Source organism: Nannocystis bainbridge, from assembly GCF_028368995.1.
Taxonomy (GTDB): Bacteria; Myxococcota_A; Polyangia; order Nannocystales; family Nannocystaceae; genus Nannocystis; species Nannocystis bainbridge.
This window is the reverse complement of record NZ_JAQNDL010000003.1, coordinates 408,261-424,141: the sequence shown is the minus strand read 5'-3', so window position 1 is coordinate 424,141 and position 15,881 is coordinate 408,261. Positions and strand designations below refer to the sequence as shown.

Genomic DNA, 15,881 nt, shown 5'->3' with positions numbered 1-15,881 from the left:
TCGGGCCGCGCGCTGACGTGCGCTTACCCGCGGACGACGCGCGCCTTGAGCGCGACCTTGCCGTCCTTGATGTAGACCGAGAACTGCACGTCCTTCACGTCGGGCCGCTTCATCAGCTCGGCGGTGTTGGCCCGCAGCTTGGTGGCGAATTTCTCGTAGGTGAAGTTGTCGATCGGCTCGTTGTTCTCGAGCTTGAACTTCACGAACTCCTCGAAGACCTCCTGGTAGTAGGCCTCGCGCACGGCGTCGTCCTTGGCCGGCTCGGGCCCGGCGCCCTGGGCGTCGTTGTCCATCGTCATCAGGTTGCCGATGACGGTCTCGCGCGAGCGCAGCGGCTTGGTCGCAGGCATGGTGAAGAAGCCAGGACCGCGGCCGGCGGCCGGCTGACTCGAGGACGGCAAGGAGGGGTGCGCCATGGTCGGCGCCTCGTCCTCGGCCGGGCCCGGGGTGGCGACCACGGGCGCAGCGTCGATGCGATCGGCAGCGCCGGTGCGCCCGACCTTGCGGTGCGAACGCGTGGGGCTGACGGCCTGGACGCGCCGCGAGGCGCGACCGCTGGGATCGACGTCTTCGTCGGCGACGCCGGCGGCGAGGCTCGAGCGCAGGGCCTCGTGATAGGCGTGCGCCGACTTGGCGAGGTCGGCGACGGGGCCGGTGCCGTAGGTGTCGTAGAAGAGCTGCTGCTGCGAGCCGAGCCGCATGGCGGTGAACTCGGCGGTGAGGCGACGGATCGGGTTGGCGGCCTCGAGGTTCGGCAAGTACAGGGCGAGGGCGAGGCCGATGGCGAGGACGAACAGGAGGATGGCGAGGTGCTCGCCGCTCAAGCCGTTGGCCTTGGCGTCGCTGAGGGCGGAGAACAGGTCCTTCTGCCCGGCAGCGGCGGTGTTGGCCGAGAGCACGACGAGCATGGTGCCGTCGTCGCCGGCGCCGGCAGGCCCGGGCACACGACCGATCGAGCCGATGCGGGCGTTGAGGCCGTCGCCGACCTTGTAGGCGTCGCTGGCACCGACGCCGGGGGCGTCCTTGCCGTGCTCCGTGGCGAACTTGGTGAGCGCGTCGCCGCTGTTGCCGGGGTTGATCAGGGTGTTCTCGAGCGGCTGACCGCTGCGCACCAGGGCGGCAGGGTTCTGCGTGCCGAGGATCCGGCGGAAGATCGAGTTGGCGCCGAGGTCGAGCGGGTGAATGGCGACGAGCCGCCGGTTGGCCTCGTCGGACTTGGAGATCCGCACGACGTGCAGCGAGCCGCGCAGCGCCGCGGAGAACTGGTCTTCCTTGTCGGTCGCGGCAGTGACGAAGTTGGGCAGCAGCGCGGCCTCGACGAGCTCGTCGTGCCCGCCGCCGGCGTACACCAGCAGCGCGCCCGACTTGTCGAACAGGCCGACGGTCATCTGCGTGTTGTCGGACAGCACGGCCGAATTGGCGGCGGTGGCGAAGGCGTCAGCCAGCGACGGCGGGGTCACCTTGCCGACTCCGGGCTGACCCGGATTGAGCGCGAGTTTGAGATACGGATCGGCCAGGATCGCCGGCGCTCGCGCGACGGGTGAGGCCTGGATCGCGGCCTCGAGCGCGACCACACCGGCCTCGGTCTTCGCCTTGAGTGCGGCACGGTCCGCGTCCGTGAAGCCTCCAGCGGTCCCAAAAGACAGGAGGAACATACCCGCGAGGAAGGCCGTCGCGAGGCATGCGAGGATTGCAGCCCAGATCTTCGTCAGCAGCACGATTGGGCCTAGTGTAGGGCCACGTGGCCGGCGCTGGCAATTTCGCAGTGCATCCGAGGTCCTAGGGCAGAGCAAGTCCGCGCTCGCCCTGCTGCAAAAAGAAACGCCGTCGCAGCGACTCTTCCAGGTGCTGCCGCTGTGTTTCTGCCTGGCCTGGTGTATGGGTGTCGTGCTCGGTTTCGCGCATGCGGGCTGGGCAGACTCAGCAGCGCTGGCAGGCGCGGCAGGGCTGTCGGCAGCGGCGAGCCAGCGGCTCCGCAAGCTGGCAGCGCCCGCGGTGGTGCTGGCAGCAGGCCTGGCCGGGGCGGCGCGTGGGCGGCTGCCGCAAGCGGAGGCGCCGGAGATCGCGGGGCCCGGGCTGATCCGCGTGACGGTCCGCGGGGCGAGCGCCCCTGCAGCGGCGGGCTGTGCCGTGTTTGCGACACCGGCAGGGAGCTCGAATGTGTGGTCCCTGCACGTACCCGAGGCGATTTGTCCGCTTGCAGCGGGCGATCCAATCTGGCTCAAGGCCGGAGATCTCGCGCGTCGCGAGGGTCCGTCGTGGCCGGGTGCGGGGAGCTTCGATCCAGCCCGCGACGGGGCCGTGGCGGCGTTTTCGGTGGAGAACGCGTGGCGTGCGGGGCCGCGGAGCGAGGGTTACTGGCGGGCAGTGGCCGAGCTGCGCGACGGGACGACGCGAGCCGCACGCGGCGACCCGGCGCTGGGCTTCGTGGTGGCGTCGGTGCTGGGCCAGCCCGCGGCGCTCGCGCCCGAACGCCGGACAGCGCTGCGAAGGGCAGGACTCGGCCACGTGGTGGCGGTCAGCGGGATGAACGTGGCAGTGGCAGCGGCGCTGGTCCAGGGGCCGCTGCTGCGCGCCGGTCTGCTGCTCGGTGGATCGCTGACGCTGGCGGCAGCGCTGGCGTGGCTGCCGGTGCTGGCCTACCTGGGGGTTACAGGCGGCGAACCCCCGGCGTTGCGGGCGGCGGTGATGTTCGGGCTGGCTCAAGTGGCGACGCTGACGGGCCGGCCGGGGCACGGGCTGACGGCGCTGGCGTGGACGGCCGCGGCGATGCTGGCGTGGCGACCGGCGTGGGCGCTGGATCCGGGGCTGCACCTGTCGCTGGCGGCGATGGCGGTGCTGGTCCACCCGGAGGCGCCGCGCGGGCTGGTGGCGCAGAGCTGGCGGGTGTCCTTCGGGACATTGCCGATCGTTCTGGTGCACTTCGGGCAGGCGTCGCTGATCGGGGTGGTGGCCAACGTGATCGCGGTGCCGGTGTTCACGCTGTGGGTGCTGCCGCTCGGGATCGTGGGGCTGGCGGCGGCGCCGTGGTGGGGGCCGGAGGCGCTGCGACCGGCGGCGCTCGGCGGGCAGGTGGTGATCGATCTGGCGAGCCTGTTCGCGCAGGTGCCGGAGCCGCCGTGGCCGCTGCTCGCGGGGCTGGCGACGATCGGGCTGGGGCTGCGATGGTTCGTGCGGCGACCGGCGGTGCTGCGCTGGGTGCCGGGGACGTTGCCGTGCGTGGGAGTGCTGGCGGCGCTGGTGTGGGTCGGGCGCGAGCGGCCGCTGGAGCCGCCGCGGGCGTGGGTGGCGATCGGGGGCCCGCGCAGCGCAGCGGTGATCGTGCCGGCGGCGAGCGATCGGTCGCTGGCGTGCGTGCGCGACCCGTGGCTGGGGCCGGAGGCGTGGCCGGAATTGCTGGCGGCGCTGGGCTTTCGCGGGGCTGCGCAGGTGGTCGCGCCGCGCAGCCCGCCGGCGGCCGCGGCGGTGCAGGCGGAGCTCGAGCGGGCCGGGATGATGTTCGAAGGGACATGTCCCGAAGGACCTGTGCTCAAGTCGTTGCGGGTACAACTGGAGGCGTGCCAGGCGAGGACGCGGCTGCGACGGGTGGTGATCGGGGCGGGGCCGGACGGGCCGGAGTGCTGGATCGACGGGGCGTTCGTGGCGCTCGGGGGCGCGAGATGAGCTATGGTCGCGGCGTGGGTCGTGAGCCGGAGATCTTCGTGCGCGAGGAGAGCGGAGCGGGGCGCGGTCGGACGCACGCGCTGCGGCCAGGGCGGGCGCTGGTCGGCCGCGAGGCCGGGGTGGCGGTGATGCTGGCGGGCGACGACGTGTCGCGGGTGCACGCGGCGCTCGACGTGACGCCGGAGGGGCTGACGGTGACCGACCTGGGCAGCAAGAACGGGGTGTACCGCGACGGCACGGCGCTGGTCGGGGCGACGCCGCTGGCCCACGGCGACGTGATCGTGGTCGGGGGGATCTCCTTACGCGTGCACCACCCGGGCGCGCAGGTCGACGCGGCGCTGCGGCGCGGGGGCGAGGTGACGGTGACGCGGGTGCGGCAGGCCCTGGCGGGCGAGTCGGGCGAGTCGCTGCTGCTGCCGGCCGCGGCGACGCTGGGGTTCGCGGCGCTCGTCGTGGCGCTGCTCTTGTGGCAGCAGTAGAGGGCATGTCGCTCCGCCTGCCCCGCGTCGATCGGATCCTCGAACACCCGGCGCTCGCGTCGTCGCCGGCGCTGCGGACGATCCAGAAGCGCCAGGTCCACGAGGTGCTGGCGGAGCTGCGGCGGCGGGCGCAGGCCGGCGAGATCGCCGAGGCGCCCGAGGTCGAGGCGATCGCCGGCGAGGTGGCCAGGCGGCTGGCCGAGGTGATGACGCCGCGGCCGCGGGCGCTGATCAACGCGACCGGAGTGCTGCTGCACACCAACCTCGGGCGGGCGCCCCTGTCCCGAGAGGCAGTCGCGGCGATGACGGCGGCGGCGGGCAACTGCGAGCTCGAGTTCGAGGTCGAGACGGGACGGCGCGGGTCGCGACTGACGTGGCTGCGGCCGCTGTTGGCAGCGCTGCTCGGGACCGAGGACGTGCACGTGGTCAACAACGGGGCTGCGGCGCTGTTGCTGGCGTGCACGGCGGTGGGCCGGCCGGGCGGGGTGGTGCTGTCGCGCGGGCAGATGGTGGAGATCGGCGACGGCTTTCGCGTGGCCGAGATGGCGGCGGCCGGCGGGGCGCAGGTGTGGGAGGCGGGCAGCACCAACCGGACGCACGTGGCCGACTACGCCGCGGGGCTGGCGGGCGAGCTGCCGGGGCAATCGGCGGGGGCGTCGGCGATCCTGTGGGTGCACCTCAGCAACTTCTTGCAGGCGGGGTTCGTCCACCAGCCGACGCTGGGCGAGCTGGCGGCGCTGGGCCGCGAGCGCGGGGCGCCGCTCATCGCCGATCTCGGGTCGGGCTCGCTGGGCGGGATCGCGGGCGACGAGCCGACGGTCCAGGAGTACCTGGCCCAGGGGGCAGAGCTCGTGACGTGCAGCGGCGACAAGCTGCTGGGCGGGCCGCAAGCGGGGCTGCTCGCCGGCTCGGCCGCGCTGGTCGGGAAGTGCCGCAGGCATCCGCTGGCGCGGGCCCTCCGGCCCGACAAGACCACGGTCGCGGCGCTGCACGCGACCGCGATCGCCTACGCGAGCGGGCAGGCCGAAACGCTGCCGCTGCGGCGCATGATGGCGCCGGCGGCGGAGCAGCTGCGCGCGCGGGCCGGGGCGCTGGCGCAGCTGCTCGGCTGGCCTTTGGGGCAGGTCCGGGACAGCGAGGCGACCGTCGGCGGCGGCTCGCTGCCGGGCGACGTGATGGCGAGCGCGGCGCTGGCGGTGCCGACGGCCGATCCGACCGCGACGGCGGCGGCGCTGCGGCGGGCCGGCGTGGTCGGGCGCGTCAGCGGGGGCGAGCTGCTGCTCGACCTGCGGACGGTCGCGCCGGAGGAGGAGGCCGCGCTGGCGACGGCGGTGCGGGCGGTGCTGACTGGCTGAAGGGACATGCTCCGAAGAGCATGTCCCGAGAGACAGGCCTGCTTCAGAAGCGGCCGATGAGCACGAGGCCGTTGCTGGCGCCGAGGCTGGGAGCGAGGCGGACGCTGGCGGTCTCGCCGGCCAGGCCGAGCTTCTGGCGGAGCTCGCGGTTGTGGCGGTCGATGAGGCCGGGGACCTCGCGGCGGCCGACCGGGTGGGCCTTGTAGACGCCGAGGAACACGCCCATGCCGATGAGGAGGGCCGCGCCGACGCCGAGCAGCGTGCCCGAGACGGGCATCGACAGCGGGTAGCGGATGCGATCGGTGCCGCCCCGCAGCGGGTCGTCGGCGCCGAAATCGGGGCCGTTCTGGGCTGCGGTGGCGTTGAGGATCAGGAAGGTGAGGCCGACCGCGAGCAGGCCGCCGCCGGCGATGCCGCCGCCGAGGGCGACGCCGAGGCGGGTCTTCTTGCGCCTGTCGACCTGACGCGCGAGGTCATCGCGGCCGATCGCGGCGTAGAACTGCATCGGAGTGATCGAGGTGCCCGGAGTGCCCTGGCGCAGCGCGCCCCAGGTGCCGTCGAGGCGCTTGGCCGCGTACTCCTGCTCGGCCGCCTCGCGGGCTCGCTTGGCCTCGTCCGACTCCTCCGGCTCCTTGGGGCCCTCCTCCGCGGTGTCGGGGACCGCGTCGGGCACGCTGACCTCGGTCGGCATCTCCGGCTCGGGCAGGGGGACGCCGGCGGTGCCGCTGAGCGCGACGGAGACGGTGCCGTCGGTGCCGTAGCCCATGGCGATGAAGCTGGGCGGGTCGCCGGGGCTGCCCTCGAACACGCGGACGATGACGATCTGCTGGACCGGGAGGACCTTGGCGCGGTCGATGATGGCGCGGTCGTCGAGGCTCTCGACGGCGCCGAGCGCCTGGCCGTCGATCACCACGCCGGCCTTCCGCGAGGCGGTGAGCGCCGAGCGGAACACCGCCGAGGCCGCCTGCGAACCGGGGTTGGCGGCGATGACGATGACGTTGGGCTTCTTGTCGCCGAGGTGGGCGCTGGCGCCGGCCGGCGTGAAGGTGGACGACCAGTCGACGGGCGCGGCGGCCACGGGCACAGGCGCGGGCGCGGCGAGGGCGGGGGCCGGGAGGGCGAGCGCGGTCGAGAGCGCCGCGGCGAGGAGGGTGCGAGGCGCGGTCATTGCGGGGTCCACCGGCACGCGGGGTCGGCGATGCAACTCGCGGCGTTCTTGTTGTTGAAGCAGGCGGGCTTGGAACAGAACTCGCTGCAGGCCTTGCTGCTGGCGCACGAGTCGAGGTCCTCGCAGTCGCTGATGATCGGCGTGCAGAGGAAGCCGCCGGGGCCGCGGGCGACGCAGGTGTCGACGGCGTTCTTCTCGTCCTTGAAGACGGCGCCGGCGCCGCTGACGAAGGCCCGCTCCTCGCCGCGCGAACAGTTGAGATACCAGCTGCCGTAGTTGCAGCGCGCGGTCTCGATGGCGCAGCCGGTGTATTCGAGGCAGCCCGCGACCGCGGTGGTGAGCTCGGCGACCGTGCCGTCGTTGTACTGGGCGGCGGTGCTGCCGTCGACGGTCATGTAATTGCACATGCGCAGGCTCGAGCCGTTCTCGCACTGCAGCCGGCTGCTGTTGCAGTAGCAATAATCCCAGGCGATGTCCTCGTCCTCGACCGAGACGCCGTCGTTGAACTCGTGCTGGGTGTTGCCGCACTCGACATAGCGCAGGCCCGGCTTGGTGGTGCATTCGCGGAACTCTTCGCACTGCGTGCAGCCGCCCACGAGCATCGGGGCGAGCGCAGATACGAGGCCGACGCCGAAGAACAGCGAGAATATCTTGAGGCGACCCACTTGGACCCTCCTGCCCCGCTAGGACCGGGACGGAGCTGAGGTTGACGGCGTGCCGTCGTACCCCGGCGAGACGGCGAACCGAGCCGTCGGCGAGGCCGAGGTGACAGCATGCATGCGGCGTACGGTATCGGCTCGCCGCCAGCTTGTACAGGGACGGGAGGCGCGAGGCTCGTCACGGACCGGCATTGGGACACCTTGCGCAAGGGACATGTAGGAAGCGCCCGCGCGAACGAGCGCGAGGATGGCGTGCAAAGGGACGACCGGGTGCGAGAGGGTGGTCGGCGGCGAGCGAGTCACTAGCTCTCGCATGGCGGCGCTGCTCAAACGTGGAGCTTTGGACCCGCGATTCGGGCCTCGCCTTGCCGGCGAGTGATGCCCAGCCGGTCCAGGTGCTCGAGGAAGGGCACCACGAACTTGCGCGACAGACCCGTCAACGCCTTGAGCGCCTGAACGTCGATTTGCGGGCTCGTGCGCAGGTGAGACCGGACTTTGTCGACCAGCGCGGCGTGGTGCTCGCGGGCGAGCGAGAGATCGGGGGAGACCCGCACCAGGACGCCGGCCTTCTGCAGGGCGGTCAGCGTGTCGAGGGCCTGGCGCTCGCCGAGGTTGGCCGCGGCCTGTACCTCTTTAAGGGTGGGCGGGGCGACGCCAGCGCGGATGTAGAGATCGAGGACCTTGTGCCCGATCGGCGAGAGGCCCGGCGTGGGCTCGGTGCCGCCGCGCACGAGCACGTCGCCCCGCAGCTCCAGCAGCCCGCGGGCGAGCGCGTGGTCGAGGGCGGCTGCTGCGACGTCGGGCGCGACGCGGCCGGGCAGGCCGCCGAGCAAGGCGGCGCGCGACAGACCGGGGCGGTCGGGGTGGGCGGCCTGGAACCGCACGGCGACGGCGACGGCAGCGGCGGCCAGCTCGGGCAGCACGGCGGCGGCGACGTGTCGGCTGTCGCCGAGCCGCACGGCGTCGGTGCTCTGGCACATGTCTGAAAGGACAGCATCGAGATCGTGCGTACCGGCCCGCAGCTCGAGCTCGTCGCGCGAGATGGCGAGGGCGCCGGCATCGGCCAGCAGCGCGGTCACGCGGGCGCGCAGGTCCGATCCCGCGAGGGCGCGAGCGACCCGCAGCCAGCGGCTCCGCTGGCCCCGGCCCGGGCGAGGCCCGGGGTCGACGACGACGCCGCCGCCGCACGTATGGCCGTGGACGAGGTCGCCGCCCTGGCTGCGGAGGACCAGCCGCTGGCCGTGCCAGGCGGGCAGAGGAGCGTCGAGGCGGATCCGCACCAGCGCCGAAGCACCTGGCGGAATGGACATGGTCTTCGGGGCATCTTCGTCGCCGTCCCGCGGACCCAGGGGATCGAGGCGACCGGTGGTGTGCGCGGTGCCGGCGCAGACCTGGACGCTGGTGCCGCTGCGCCAGGTGCGGGTGTCGTGCGGCAGGTGCTCGAGGAGGACGTGGACGGCCGCCGCGGCGACGACCCGGTGACCGCGGGTGAGCACGTCGCCGCGGGCCAACTCGGCGACCGCGACCCCGCCGAGGTTGACCGCCGCGCGCGCGCCCGCCGGCACGCGCGTGGCCGCGGCCCCGCGAACATGCAGGGCGCGGGCCCGCAGCGGGCGGACCGGGCGCTGCTCGCCAGGGACGAGGGTGAGGTAGGGATCGGCGGCGATCTCGAGCTGGCCCGAGAGCAAGGTGCCGGTGACGACGGTGCCGTGGCCCTTGAGGACGAAGCAGCGATCGATCGGGAGGATCGGGCGGTCACGCGTGGGGCGGGCGGGCAGCGCCGCGGCGACGCGACGGACGGCGGCGGAGAGCTCGGAGATGCCGGCGCCGGTGTGCGCCGAACAGGGCAGGATCGGGGCGGCGGCGAGGCCCGGGGCCAGCTCCTCGAGGGCGGCGCGCACGTCGGCTTCAGCCAGCGCGAGGGCCTCGTCGTCGCCGTTCAGGCGATCGACCTTGCTGAGGGCGACCACGCCGTGGGTGATGCCGAGGAGGCGGCAGACGAGCAGATGCTCGCGCGTCTGCGGCATCACGCCCTCCTCGGCCGAGACGACCAGGAGCACGGCGTCGACCCCGCCGGCGCCCGCGACCATGGTGCGGACGAAGGCCTCGTGACCGGGCACGTCGACGATGCTGGCGACCAGGCCGGGGCCGAGCTGCCAGGCGGCGAAGCCGAGGTCGATGGTGATCCCGCGGCGCTTCTCCTCGGGCAGGCGATCGGTGTCGACGCCGGTGAGGGCGCGGACCAGGGCGGTCTTGCCGTGGTCGATGTGGCCGGCGGTCCCGAGGACCAGGTCACGCACGGGCTTGGCCATGCGCCGCAGTGTAGCGGCCCGGGGTCTGCGATACACTGCTCGTGCATGAGCAGCGAGCCCGACGATCCGCGCGATGCCCCCCGACCGCTCCGCTTGACCGAGTTTGCCCGCGGCGGAGGTTGAGCCGCCAAGCTGCGGCTGGGTGACCTGGTTCAGGTCCTGGAGGGCATGCCCCCGCCCGAAGAACGGGGTGACGCGCGGGTCATCGTCGGCACGGAGTTCGCCGACGACGCGGCGGTCGTGCGCGTCGGCGACGACCCGACGCGGGCGACCGTGCTGACCGTCGACGTCATCGCGCCGCTGGTCGACGACCCCGAGACGTTCGGCGAGATCGCCGCCTGCAACGCGCTGTCGGACGTCTACGCGATGGGCGGGCGCCCGCTGTTCGCCCTCAACATCGTCGGCTTCCCCGACGACAAGCTGCCGCTGTCGGTGCTGCAGGCGATCCTGCGCGGCGCGGCGCGGGCCTGCAGCCGCGCCGGCGTGGCGGTGGTCGGCGGCCATACCGTCCGCGACGGGGAGCTCAAATTCGGGCTCAGCGTGACGGGCGAGGTGGCTGTCTCGGAGGTCCTGTCGAATCGGACAGGGCGCGAAGGACAGGCGCTGGTGCTGACCAAGGCGCTGGGGACCGGCTTCATCGCCCAGGCGATCAAGCAGGGGCAGGCGGAGGCGGGCGAAATGGCCGCGGCGATCGCCAGCATGACGACGCTGAACGGCCCGGCGCTGGCGATCGCGCGCGGCTTCGGCGTGACCGCTTGTACCGACGTGACCGGCTTCGGCCTGCTCGGGCACTTGCGCAACATCCTCCGCGGGTCGCAGCTGGCGGCGCGCCTCGACATGGCGGCGTTGCCCGCGTTGCCCGGGGCGCTCGGCCACGCGGCGGCCGGACGCGTCCCGGGCGGCTCGAAGGCCAACCTGGCGTTCGTGCGGCCGAACCTGGTCGTCGAGGGCCGCGAAGAACCGCTGCGGACCATCCTCGCCGCCGACGCCCAGACCAGCGGCGGGCTGCTGCTCACCGTGCCCGCTGAGCGGGCTGCGGCGCTGGTCGAGGCCCTGCGGGCCAGCGGCGGGCAGGGGTGGACGATCGGATCGTTGGTGGCCCCGTCGTCGGCGATGCCGGCGGAGACAGTGGTGCTCGAGTTCGCGGCCGACATCCCCGGGTGACGGGCAGGCCTCGGGCGTCGCGGGGTCGGCTCGTGGAGCGATGGCTTCGAGCATGGTGACGAGAGATGTAGCTGGCGGTGGATCTCGAACCAGTGCTTTTTCGTGGGCACCGGCGTGAGGCAAACTCGCAAGCGGAGTTGGTGAGCCCCAAGCTCGGTTGTGTCTTGCAGCGTGCGCGTGGGCTGGCATGATCATCGCATGTCTGTGAGGACATGTTCGATGGGACATGCTCTGTGCTCGGCCGCGGATACCCCACTGGAGTTCGTGAGCACCAACTCGAGTCGTCCATTGCGCGGCGTCGCGGAGCGAGTAGCCTGGCGAGCGATGGTTCAGACGATCGGTGTATCGACAATCCTCGGGTCCATGACGCTGGGTGGGCCGGCGGCGCATGGCGATACCGACAGCGGCTCGCGGGCGAGTTCAGCGACGGGTGATTCGAGCGGCCCGACGAGCGCGAGTCTGGTCGCGGCGAAGGCCGCAGAGGAGCCGGCATCGTGAGCGCCTCGGCTGCGCTCCGTCGCAGCTCGGGCTGCGAGAGCGAGCGGACCTTCGCTCGGGCGAGGCGCCGGCGAGCTGCCAGGGGCGGGGTTCAGCCGCTGGCGGCGGAGGCGGCGTGGCGCGAGGCGTCGAGGAAGGCCAGCCGATACACGGAGTTTTCGGTCTCGACGTACATCAGCCGGCGCTCGCGCGGGTCCTCGCGGCCCTCGGTCTCGGCGGTGGTCAAGATCCTGCGCACCACGGTCGTCACCATGCGACGGCCATTGGGGTCGCGGAAGATCACCATGCCTCGCCCGACCATCGGCTCGCTGATCAGAAAGCCCTCGTATGGCTTCTTGATGGCGGTTACGACCGACCCTTCACCGTTGCTGCGAATCTTGGTGGCGAGGACCGCGAGCACGACACGTTTACAGTATCGTGGCAGTGAAAAAACGCTACGCCCATTTTCGACCCGGACGCGGCGGGCGACACGCGGAGCGCGCGGGCGGCAGTCGCTCCACGATGTTCGGGCGACGGTCACACTCCGGGCGAAGGCAGGTCTGCAAGCGTCGCTGCGATCGGACGGCTGTACGCTGCGAATGGACGCGAACGCGGGCGATAGCGCAAGAGCTTCACGGCGACGATGGTTCGCTGGCCAGGCGGCGTGGCGGCGCAGCGAGTTCGCCGAGGCCCGACAGCGGCGCCCAACCTTCGAGCCCGCCGGGCAGACGGACACGACCCCAACCGGCGCCGCGCTCGACGAGGCTCAGACGGCTCCCGCCCTGCACGGTGAAGACGGTCTTGCGGTGAATACCTGGGCCTTCGCGGACCTCGAGCTTGGCCGGCAGCGCGATCGCTTGCGGGGCGCCGAGTTCGGTGCGCAGCGCGTAGCCGTGGAGGCCGCCGATCACCAGATAGAGCGCGGCCAGGACCGCGGCGAGACCGGCGAGGGCGCTGCGGGCAGCTTCGCGGTAGCGGGCCCGGGTGATCCACAACAGCAGCGCCAGCCAGCCGGCGATGACCGACAACCAGCCGAACGCGGGCGAGCGGAGGGCCGACAGGGCCGCGTCGCGCCACGTCTCGGGTCGATCGATCTGGAGGTTGGCGGCGGTGGCGGCGACCTCGGCTCGTTGCCGGACCACGCCGAGGTTGCGGCGCGCGGCCTCGGCGATGTCGACGCTGGCCTCGGCTTGCGGCTGCAGGGCGCGGCGCAGGTGATACGTCGCGGCACCGAGCTCGCCGAGCTGCGCATACGCGGTGCCGAGGTTGAACGACAGGGCGGCGCTGCGGCCGGGCAGCAGCGCCTCGGCGTCCTCGTACGCCCGCACGGCGCCTGCATAGTCGCGCGCGGCCGCCAGGGCGTTGCCGCGCGCGAAGGCGTCGTCGACCACGTCGGCGCGCGCAGAGGCGGCCGTGAGCGCGAACAGGGCGAAGATCGAGAGCGCGCGGATTCGCATGCGGGTCATGAGTTCTGTCGAGCGGGGTCGGTCGCGCGGCGGAGGCGGGGACGAGTCCTGGGTTCGGTCGGGCGAGGAGGCGGGGTCAGGGCGGTTCAGGAGAGCCTCGGAGGACGGCAGGCTGCGGGCGAGCGCGAGGGCCCGCGGGTGTCGGGGGGAGGCCGACCGGCACGACCGGGGGCGGGTGGCTCACGAGGGCGGTCGTGCGGGCGAGCCCGGCTTCAAGGCGGCCGAGCTGTGCAGGAGCTCGCGTGCGGCCTGGAGGGCGACCTCCCGCTCGCTGGCAGATTCGCCGCGGGCGCCGAACCGGGCGGCGTCGCAGCGATCGAGCAGGTCTCGCAAGCGCTCGCAGTCGGCGGAGGAGACGCCCTTGCCGGCCAGCAAGGCGAGCAGGGCGTGACGGGGCAGGCCTTCGCCCTCGGGGCCGGCGCGATCGATCGCGGCAGCTTGAAGCAGCTGGGCGAGGGCGGGATAGAAGCCCTCGCCGGTGCCGAGTCCGCGTTCGGCCTGGGCCAGCAGCTCGCGCTGTTTGGCGGCTCTGGCGGCGGCGGCCCGGCTGTGTTCGTCGGGGCCGAGCCGGCGCCAAAGCGCGGAAGCAGCTGTCCCGAGAGCCAGGAGCACGGGCGCTCCCGCCATGGCCCAGGCCCAGCGCGACGGTGTGAGCCACGAGGGCGACGGCGTCGCCCGCGGCAACGCGGCCGGCTCGACGATCGGCGCCAGGATGCCCTCCTCCTCGGCGGCGGCGGGCGGCGGAGCGTCGCTGGCGAGCGTCGGGGCGGCGTTCGGATCGCCGGCGACGGTGAGCTCGATCGGGGCGCTGGTGGCGGTCTGGTAGCTCTCGCTGGCCGGATCGAAGTAGTGGAACGTGTGCGGTGGGACGGTCAGCGTACCGCCGCGCTCGGGGATGACGAGGAAGGCGTAGCGCCGTTCGCCGCCGAGCTGCGCGCCGGTGGTCACGTCGGTCTCGATCTTGGGCTCGTAGCGGCGCAGGCCGGGCATCTCGGGCCAGGCGCCCGGGTCGATGACGCGGATGTTGCCGGTGCCCTGAATGGCGACGGTGAGCGTAAAGGGCTCGCCGACCTTGATGTTGGTGCGGTCGGCTTCGGCGCGGATGGAGTACACGCCGACGTTGTTGGGCGAGAAGCCGGCGGGGGCGCCGGCGGGCAGCGGCTTGACCTCGACGGTGACGGGACGGCCGGTGATCCGGCGGCGCATGCCGATGCCGACTTCGGCGGGCGAGAGGGTGAGGGTGCCGGCGCGCTGGGGAAACAGGGCCCGCCGGAGCCCGGGGTGGACGCGGTAGGCGGTGTTGCCGACGACCGCCTGGCGCATCTGGCCCTGAGGCAGCTCCTCGCTCCAAAAGTCCTGGAAGCCCGGCAACTGACGCAGCTGGATCTGCAGGAAGGGCAGGCGCTCGTAGATCTCGAGCGTGTACGTCAGCTGTTCGCCGACGAACAGGGTCGGCTTGTCGAGGCGGGTCCACAGGAAGATGTCGCCCTGCGGCTCGGTCGGGCCGTCGGCGGCCGCCGGGACCGGCTCGGTCGGGGCGGCCTGGCCGGTGACCTCGATCGCCGGGATCCGCGGCGGCGTCACCTTCGTCTTGCCCTCCAGGATGTGCACCGGCAGCTCGATGCGGCCGGGTTTGCTGGCGATGAGGGTGTAGACGCTGGTCTGAGTCGTGCGGGTCGTCATCGTCGAGCCGCGGCCGGTGCCGAAGCTGAACGAGCTGCTGGTGCTGCGGTAGTTGGCCGGCATGCCGACGATCTGCAGGCCGAGAGCCGTCATGTCGGGCAGCACTGGCTCGGGGACCTCGGCGCCGCGCTCGCCTTCGCTGTCGACCTGGACGGTGAGCTCGAAGGCCTCGCCGACCTCGACCCGTTCGCGATCAATCTCGGCGACGATGCGCGACTTGGTGTCGGCGCGAGCTGTCCTCGGGGATAGATAGAGGCCGAGCCCTGCGGCGCCGGCGAGCTGCAAGAGGCGGCGACGGGCGAGGTGGTGAGGATCGGGCGCAGGGGGCGGAAGGGCGGCAGAGGTCGCGTGCGCTTCGCCTGGCTCATCGGGCAGGTGAAGCGAGGGCGAGGATTGGCCGCGCTGGCCTGGGCGATGCGGCGCCGCGGTCACCAGTCGTTCTCCGTCCGGAGTCGGGGCGAGGCTCGGTCGAGCTGGAGGTCGGCCCTCATGGTCACCAGTCCTTCTCCACGCGGATCTGGCGCGAGGGGCGGTCGAGCTGGAAGTTGTCCTCGGCGTCGAGCTGCTCGAGCGCCTTGTCGAGGTCGGCCTTGTCGAGCTGAGGCTGCGGTTGCGGCTGGGGCTGCTCGCCCTTCTCCTGCTTCTGCTCGTCCTGCTTCTGCTGGTCTTGCTTCTGCTGGTCTTGCTTCTGCTCGTCCTGCTTCTGCTCGTCCTTTTTCTCTTCGTCCTTCTTCTCGTCCTGTTTCTGCTCGTCCTTTTTCTCTTCGTCCTTCTTCTCGTCCTGCTTCTGCTCGTCCTTTTTCTCTTCGTCCTGCTTCTCTTCGTCCTTTTTCTCTTCGTCCTTGTTCTCTTCGTCCTTCTTTTCTTCCTCTTGCTTCTTCTTCTCCTCTTCCTCTTTCTGCTTCTTCTTCAGCAGGGCGAGCTCGAGGTTCCACTTGGCGTTGGCGTGGTCGGGCTTGGCCTTGAGGCACTTGATGTAGTGCTCGATGGCGGGGTCGAAGGCCTCGGCGTCGAGGTCGAGGTTGCCGAGCTCGTATTCGGAGCTCGAGTGGACGTCGGGGTGCGTGGACTCGGTGCCGCGCTCGAACGCCTTGCGGGCCTCGTCCTTGTCGCCCTTGGCGACGAGCGCCAGGCCGCGGTTGTAGAAGATCTCGGGGCGCTCGCCGAACTCGGCCTCGGCGGCGGCGTAAGCGGCGAGGGCGGCTTCGTGGTCGCCGCTGGTGTAGGCGGCGATACCGGCCTCGATGTCGCCGTTCTTGCCGGCGAGCGCCTCGGCGAGCCAGCCGGCAGCGAGGATGACGGCGAGCAACTTACTGGTCGATACGAGCGGCACGGGGTCAGCGTCCTTTCTCGCGGGGCGGGGCGACGGAGGATGTCCGGCAGAACTGCATCGATCAGGGCCCTTTCTCGCGGGGCGGGGAGAGGGGTGTCCGGCAGAGCTGCATCGATCAGGGC

General features: G+C 72.3%; 12 protein-coding genes. 4 read left to right on the top strand and 8 right to left on the bottom strand.

Annotated elements, in window-relative coordinates; all coding sequences use genetic code 11:
- Window positions 1–23: 23 nt before the first annotated feature.
- A complete protein-coding gene (locus POL25_RS27085; protein WP_272089105.1) occupies window positions 24–1,718 on the bottom strand; it encodes an MXAN_5187 family protein in 1,695 nt (564 codons plus the stop codon).
- Between the two features lie 649 nt (window positions 1,719–2,367).
- Here POL25_RS27085 and POL25_RS27080 point away from each other — a divergent pair.
- The 3 genes from POL25_RS27080 to selA are packed head-to-tail and all read left to right on the top strand — an operon-like array spanning window position 2,368 to window position 5,497.
- The gene (locus POL25_RS27080) at window positions 2,368–3,663 is read left to right on the top strand and encodes a ComEC/Rec2 family competence protein (protein ID WP_272089104.1); all 1,296 of its coding nucleotides are present in this window, start codon (window positions 2,368–2,370) and stop codon (window positions 3,661–3,663) included.
- A gap of 14 nt (window positions 3,664–3,677) precedes the next feature.
- Window positions 3,678–4,142: an FHA domain-containing protein gene (locus POL25_RS27075; RefSeq protein ID WP_272089103.1), complete on the top strand. Its 465-nt coding sequence runs from the start codon at window positions 3,678–3,680 to the stop codon at window positions 4,140–4,142.
- Between the two features lie 5 nt (window positions 4,143–4,147).
- Window positions 4,148–5,497: an L-seryl-tRNA(Sec) selenium transferase gene (gene selA / locus POL25_RS27070; RefSeq protein WP_272089102.1), complete on the top strand. Its 1,350-nt coding sequence runs from the start codon at window positions 4,148–4,150 to the stop codon at window positions 5,495–5,497.
- A gap of 43 nt (window positions 5,498–5,540) precedes the next feature.
- On the opposite strand, the gene POL25_RS27065 is transcribed toward selA, so the two are convergent.
- The 3 genes from POL25_RS27065 to selB all read right to left on the bottom strand — a co-directional run bounded on the left by POL25_RS27065 (window position 5,541) and on the right by selB (window position 9,636).
- Window positions 5,541–6,665, bottom strand: a complete 1,125-nt coding sequence (locus tag POL25_RS27065) for a hypothetical protein (RefSeq protein ID WP_272089101.1) — start codon at window positions 6,663–6,665, stop codon at window positions 5,541–5,543.
- Window positions 6,662–7,330 (bottom strand): hypothetical protein, encoded by a 669-nt coding sequence (locus POL25_RS27060; RefSeq protein WP_272089100.1) that lies wholly within the window; start codon window positions 7,328–7,330, stop codon window positions 6,662–6,664. Before POL25_RS27060 ends, POL25_RS27065 begins: the two co-directional genes overlap by 4 nt.
- A 320-nt stretch (window positions 7,331–7,650) precedes the next feature.
- Window positions 7,651–9,636: a selenocysteine-specific translation elongation factor gene (gene selB / locus POL25_RS27055; RefSeq protein WP_272089099.1), complete on the bottom strand. Its 1,986-nt coding sequence runs from the start codon at window positions 9,634–9,636 to the stop codon at window positions 7,651–7,653.
- 45 nt (window positions 9,637–9,681) lie between these two features.
- Between selB and selD the strand changes: the two genes are divergently transcribed.
- Window positions 9,682–10,800, top strand: a complete 1,119-nt coding sequence (selD, locus tag POL25_RS27050; RefSeq protein WP_373372115.1) for a selenide, water dikinase SelD — start codon at window positions 9,682–9,684, stop codon at window positions 10,798–10,800.
- Between the two features lie 589 nt (window positions 10,801–11,389).
- Here the strand turns inward: selD and POL25_RS27045 are convergent.
- From POL25_RS27045 to POL25_RS27030, 4 genes are all read right to left on the bottom strand, one after another.
- Window positions 11,390–11,698, bottom strand: a complete 309-nt coding sequence (locus POL25_RS27045) for a hypothetical protein (protein ID WP_272089098.1) — start codon at window positions 11,696–11,698, stop codon at window positions 11,390–11,392.
- A 211-nt stretch (window positions 11,699–11,909) separates the two neighbouring features.
- Window positions 11,910–12,734 (bottom strand): SH3 domain-containing protein, encoded by an 825-nt coding sequence (locus POL25_RS27040; RefSeq protein ID WP_272089097.1) that lies wholly within the window; start codon window positions 12,732–12,734, stop codon window positions 11,910–11,912.
- Between the two features lie 189 nt (window positions 12,735–12,923).
- Complete coding sequence (locus POL25_RS27035) at window positions 12,924–14,711, bottom strand: BatD family protein (protein WP_272089096.1); 1,788 nt, start codon at window positions 14,709–14,711, stop codon at window positions 12,924–12,926.
- Between the two features lie 208 nt (window positions 14,712–14,919).
- The gene (locus POL25_RS27030; protein ID WP_272089095.1) at window positions 14,920–15,759 is read right to left on the bottom strand and encodes a tetratricopeptide repeat protein; all 840 of its coding nucleotides are present in this window, start codon (window positions 15,757–15,759) and stop codon (window positions 14,920–14,922) included.
- Window positions 15,760–15,881 lie beyond the last annotated feature (122 nt).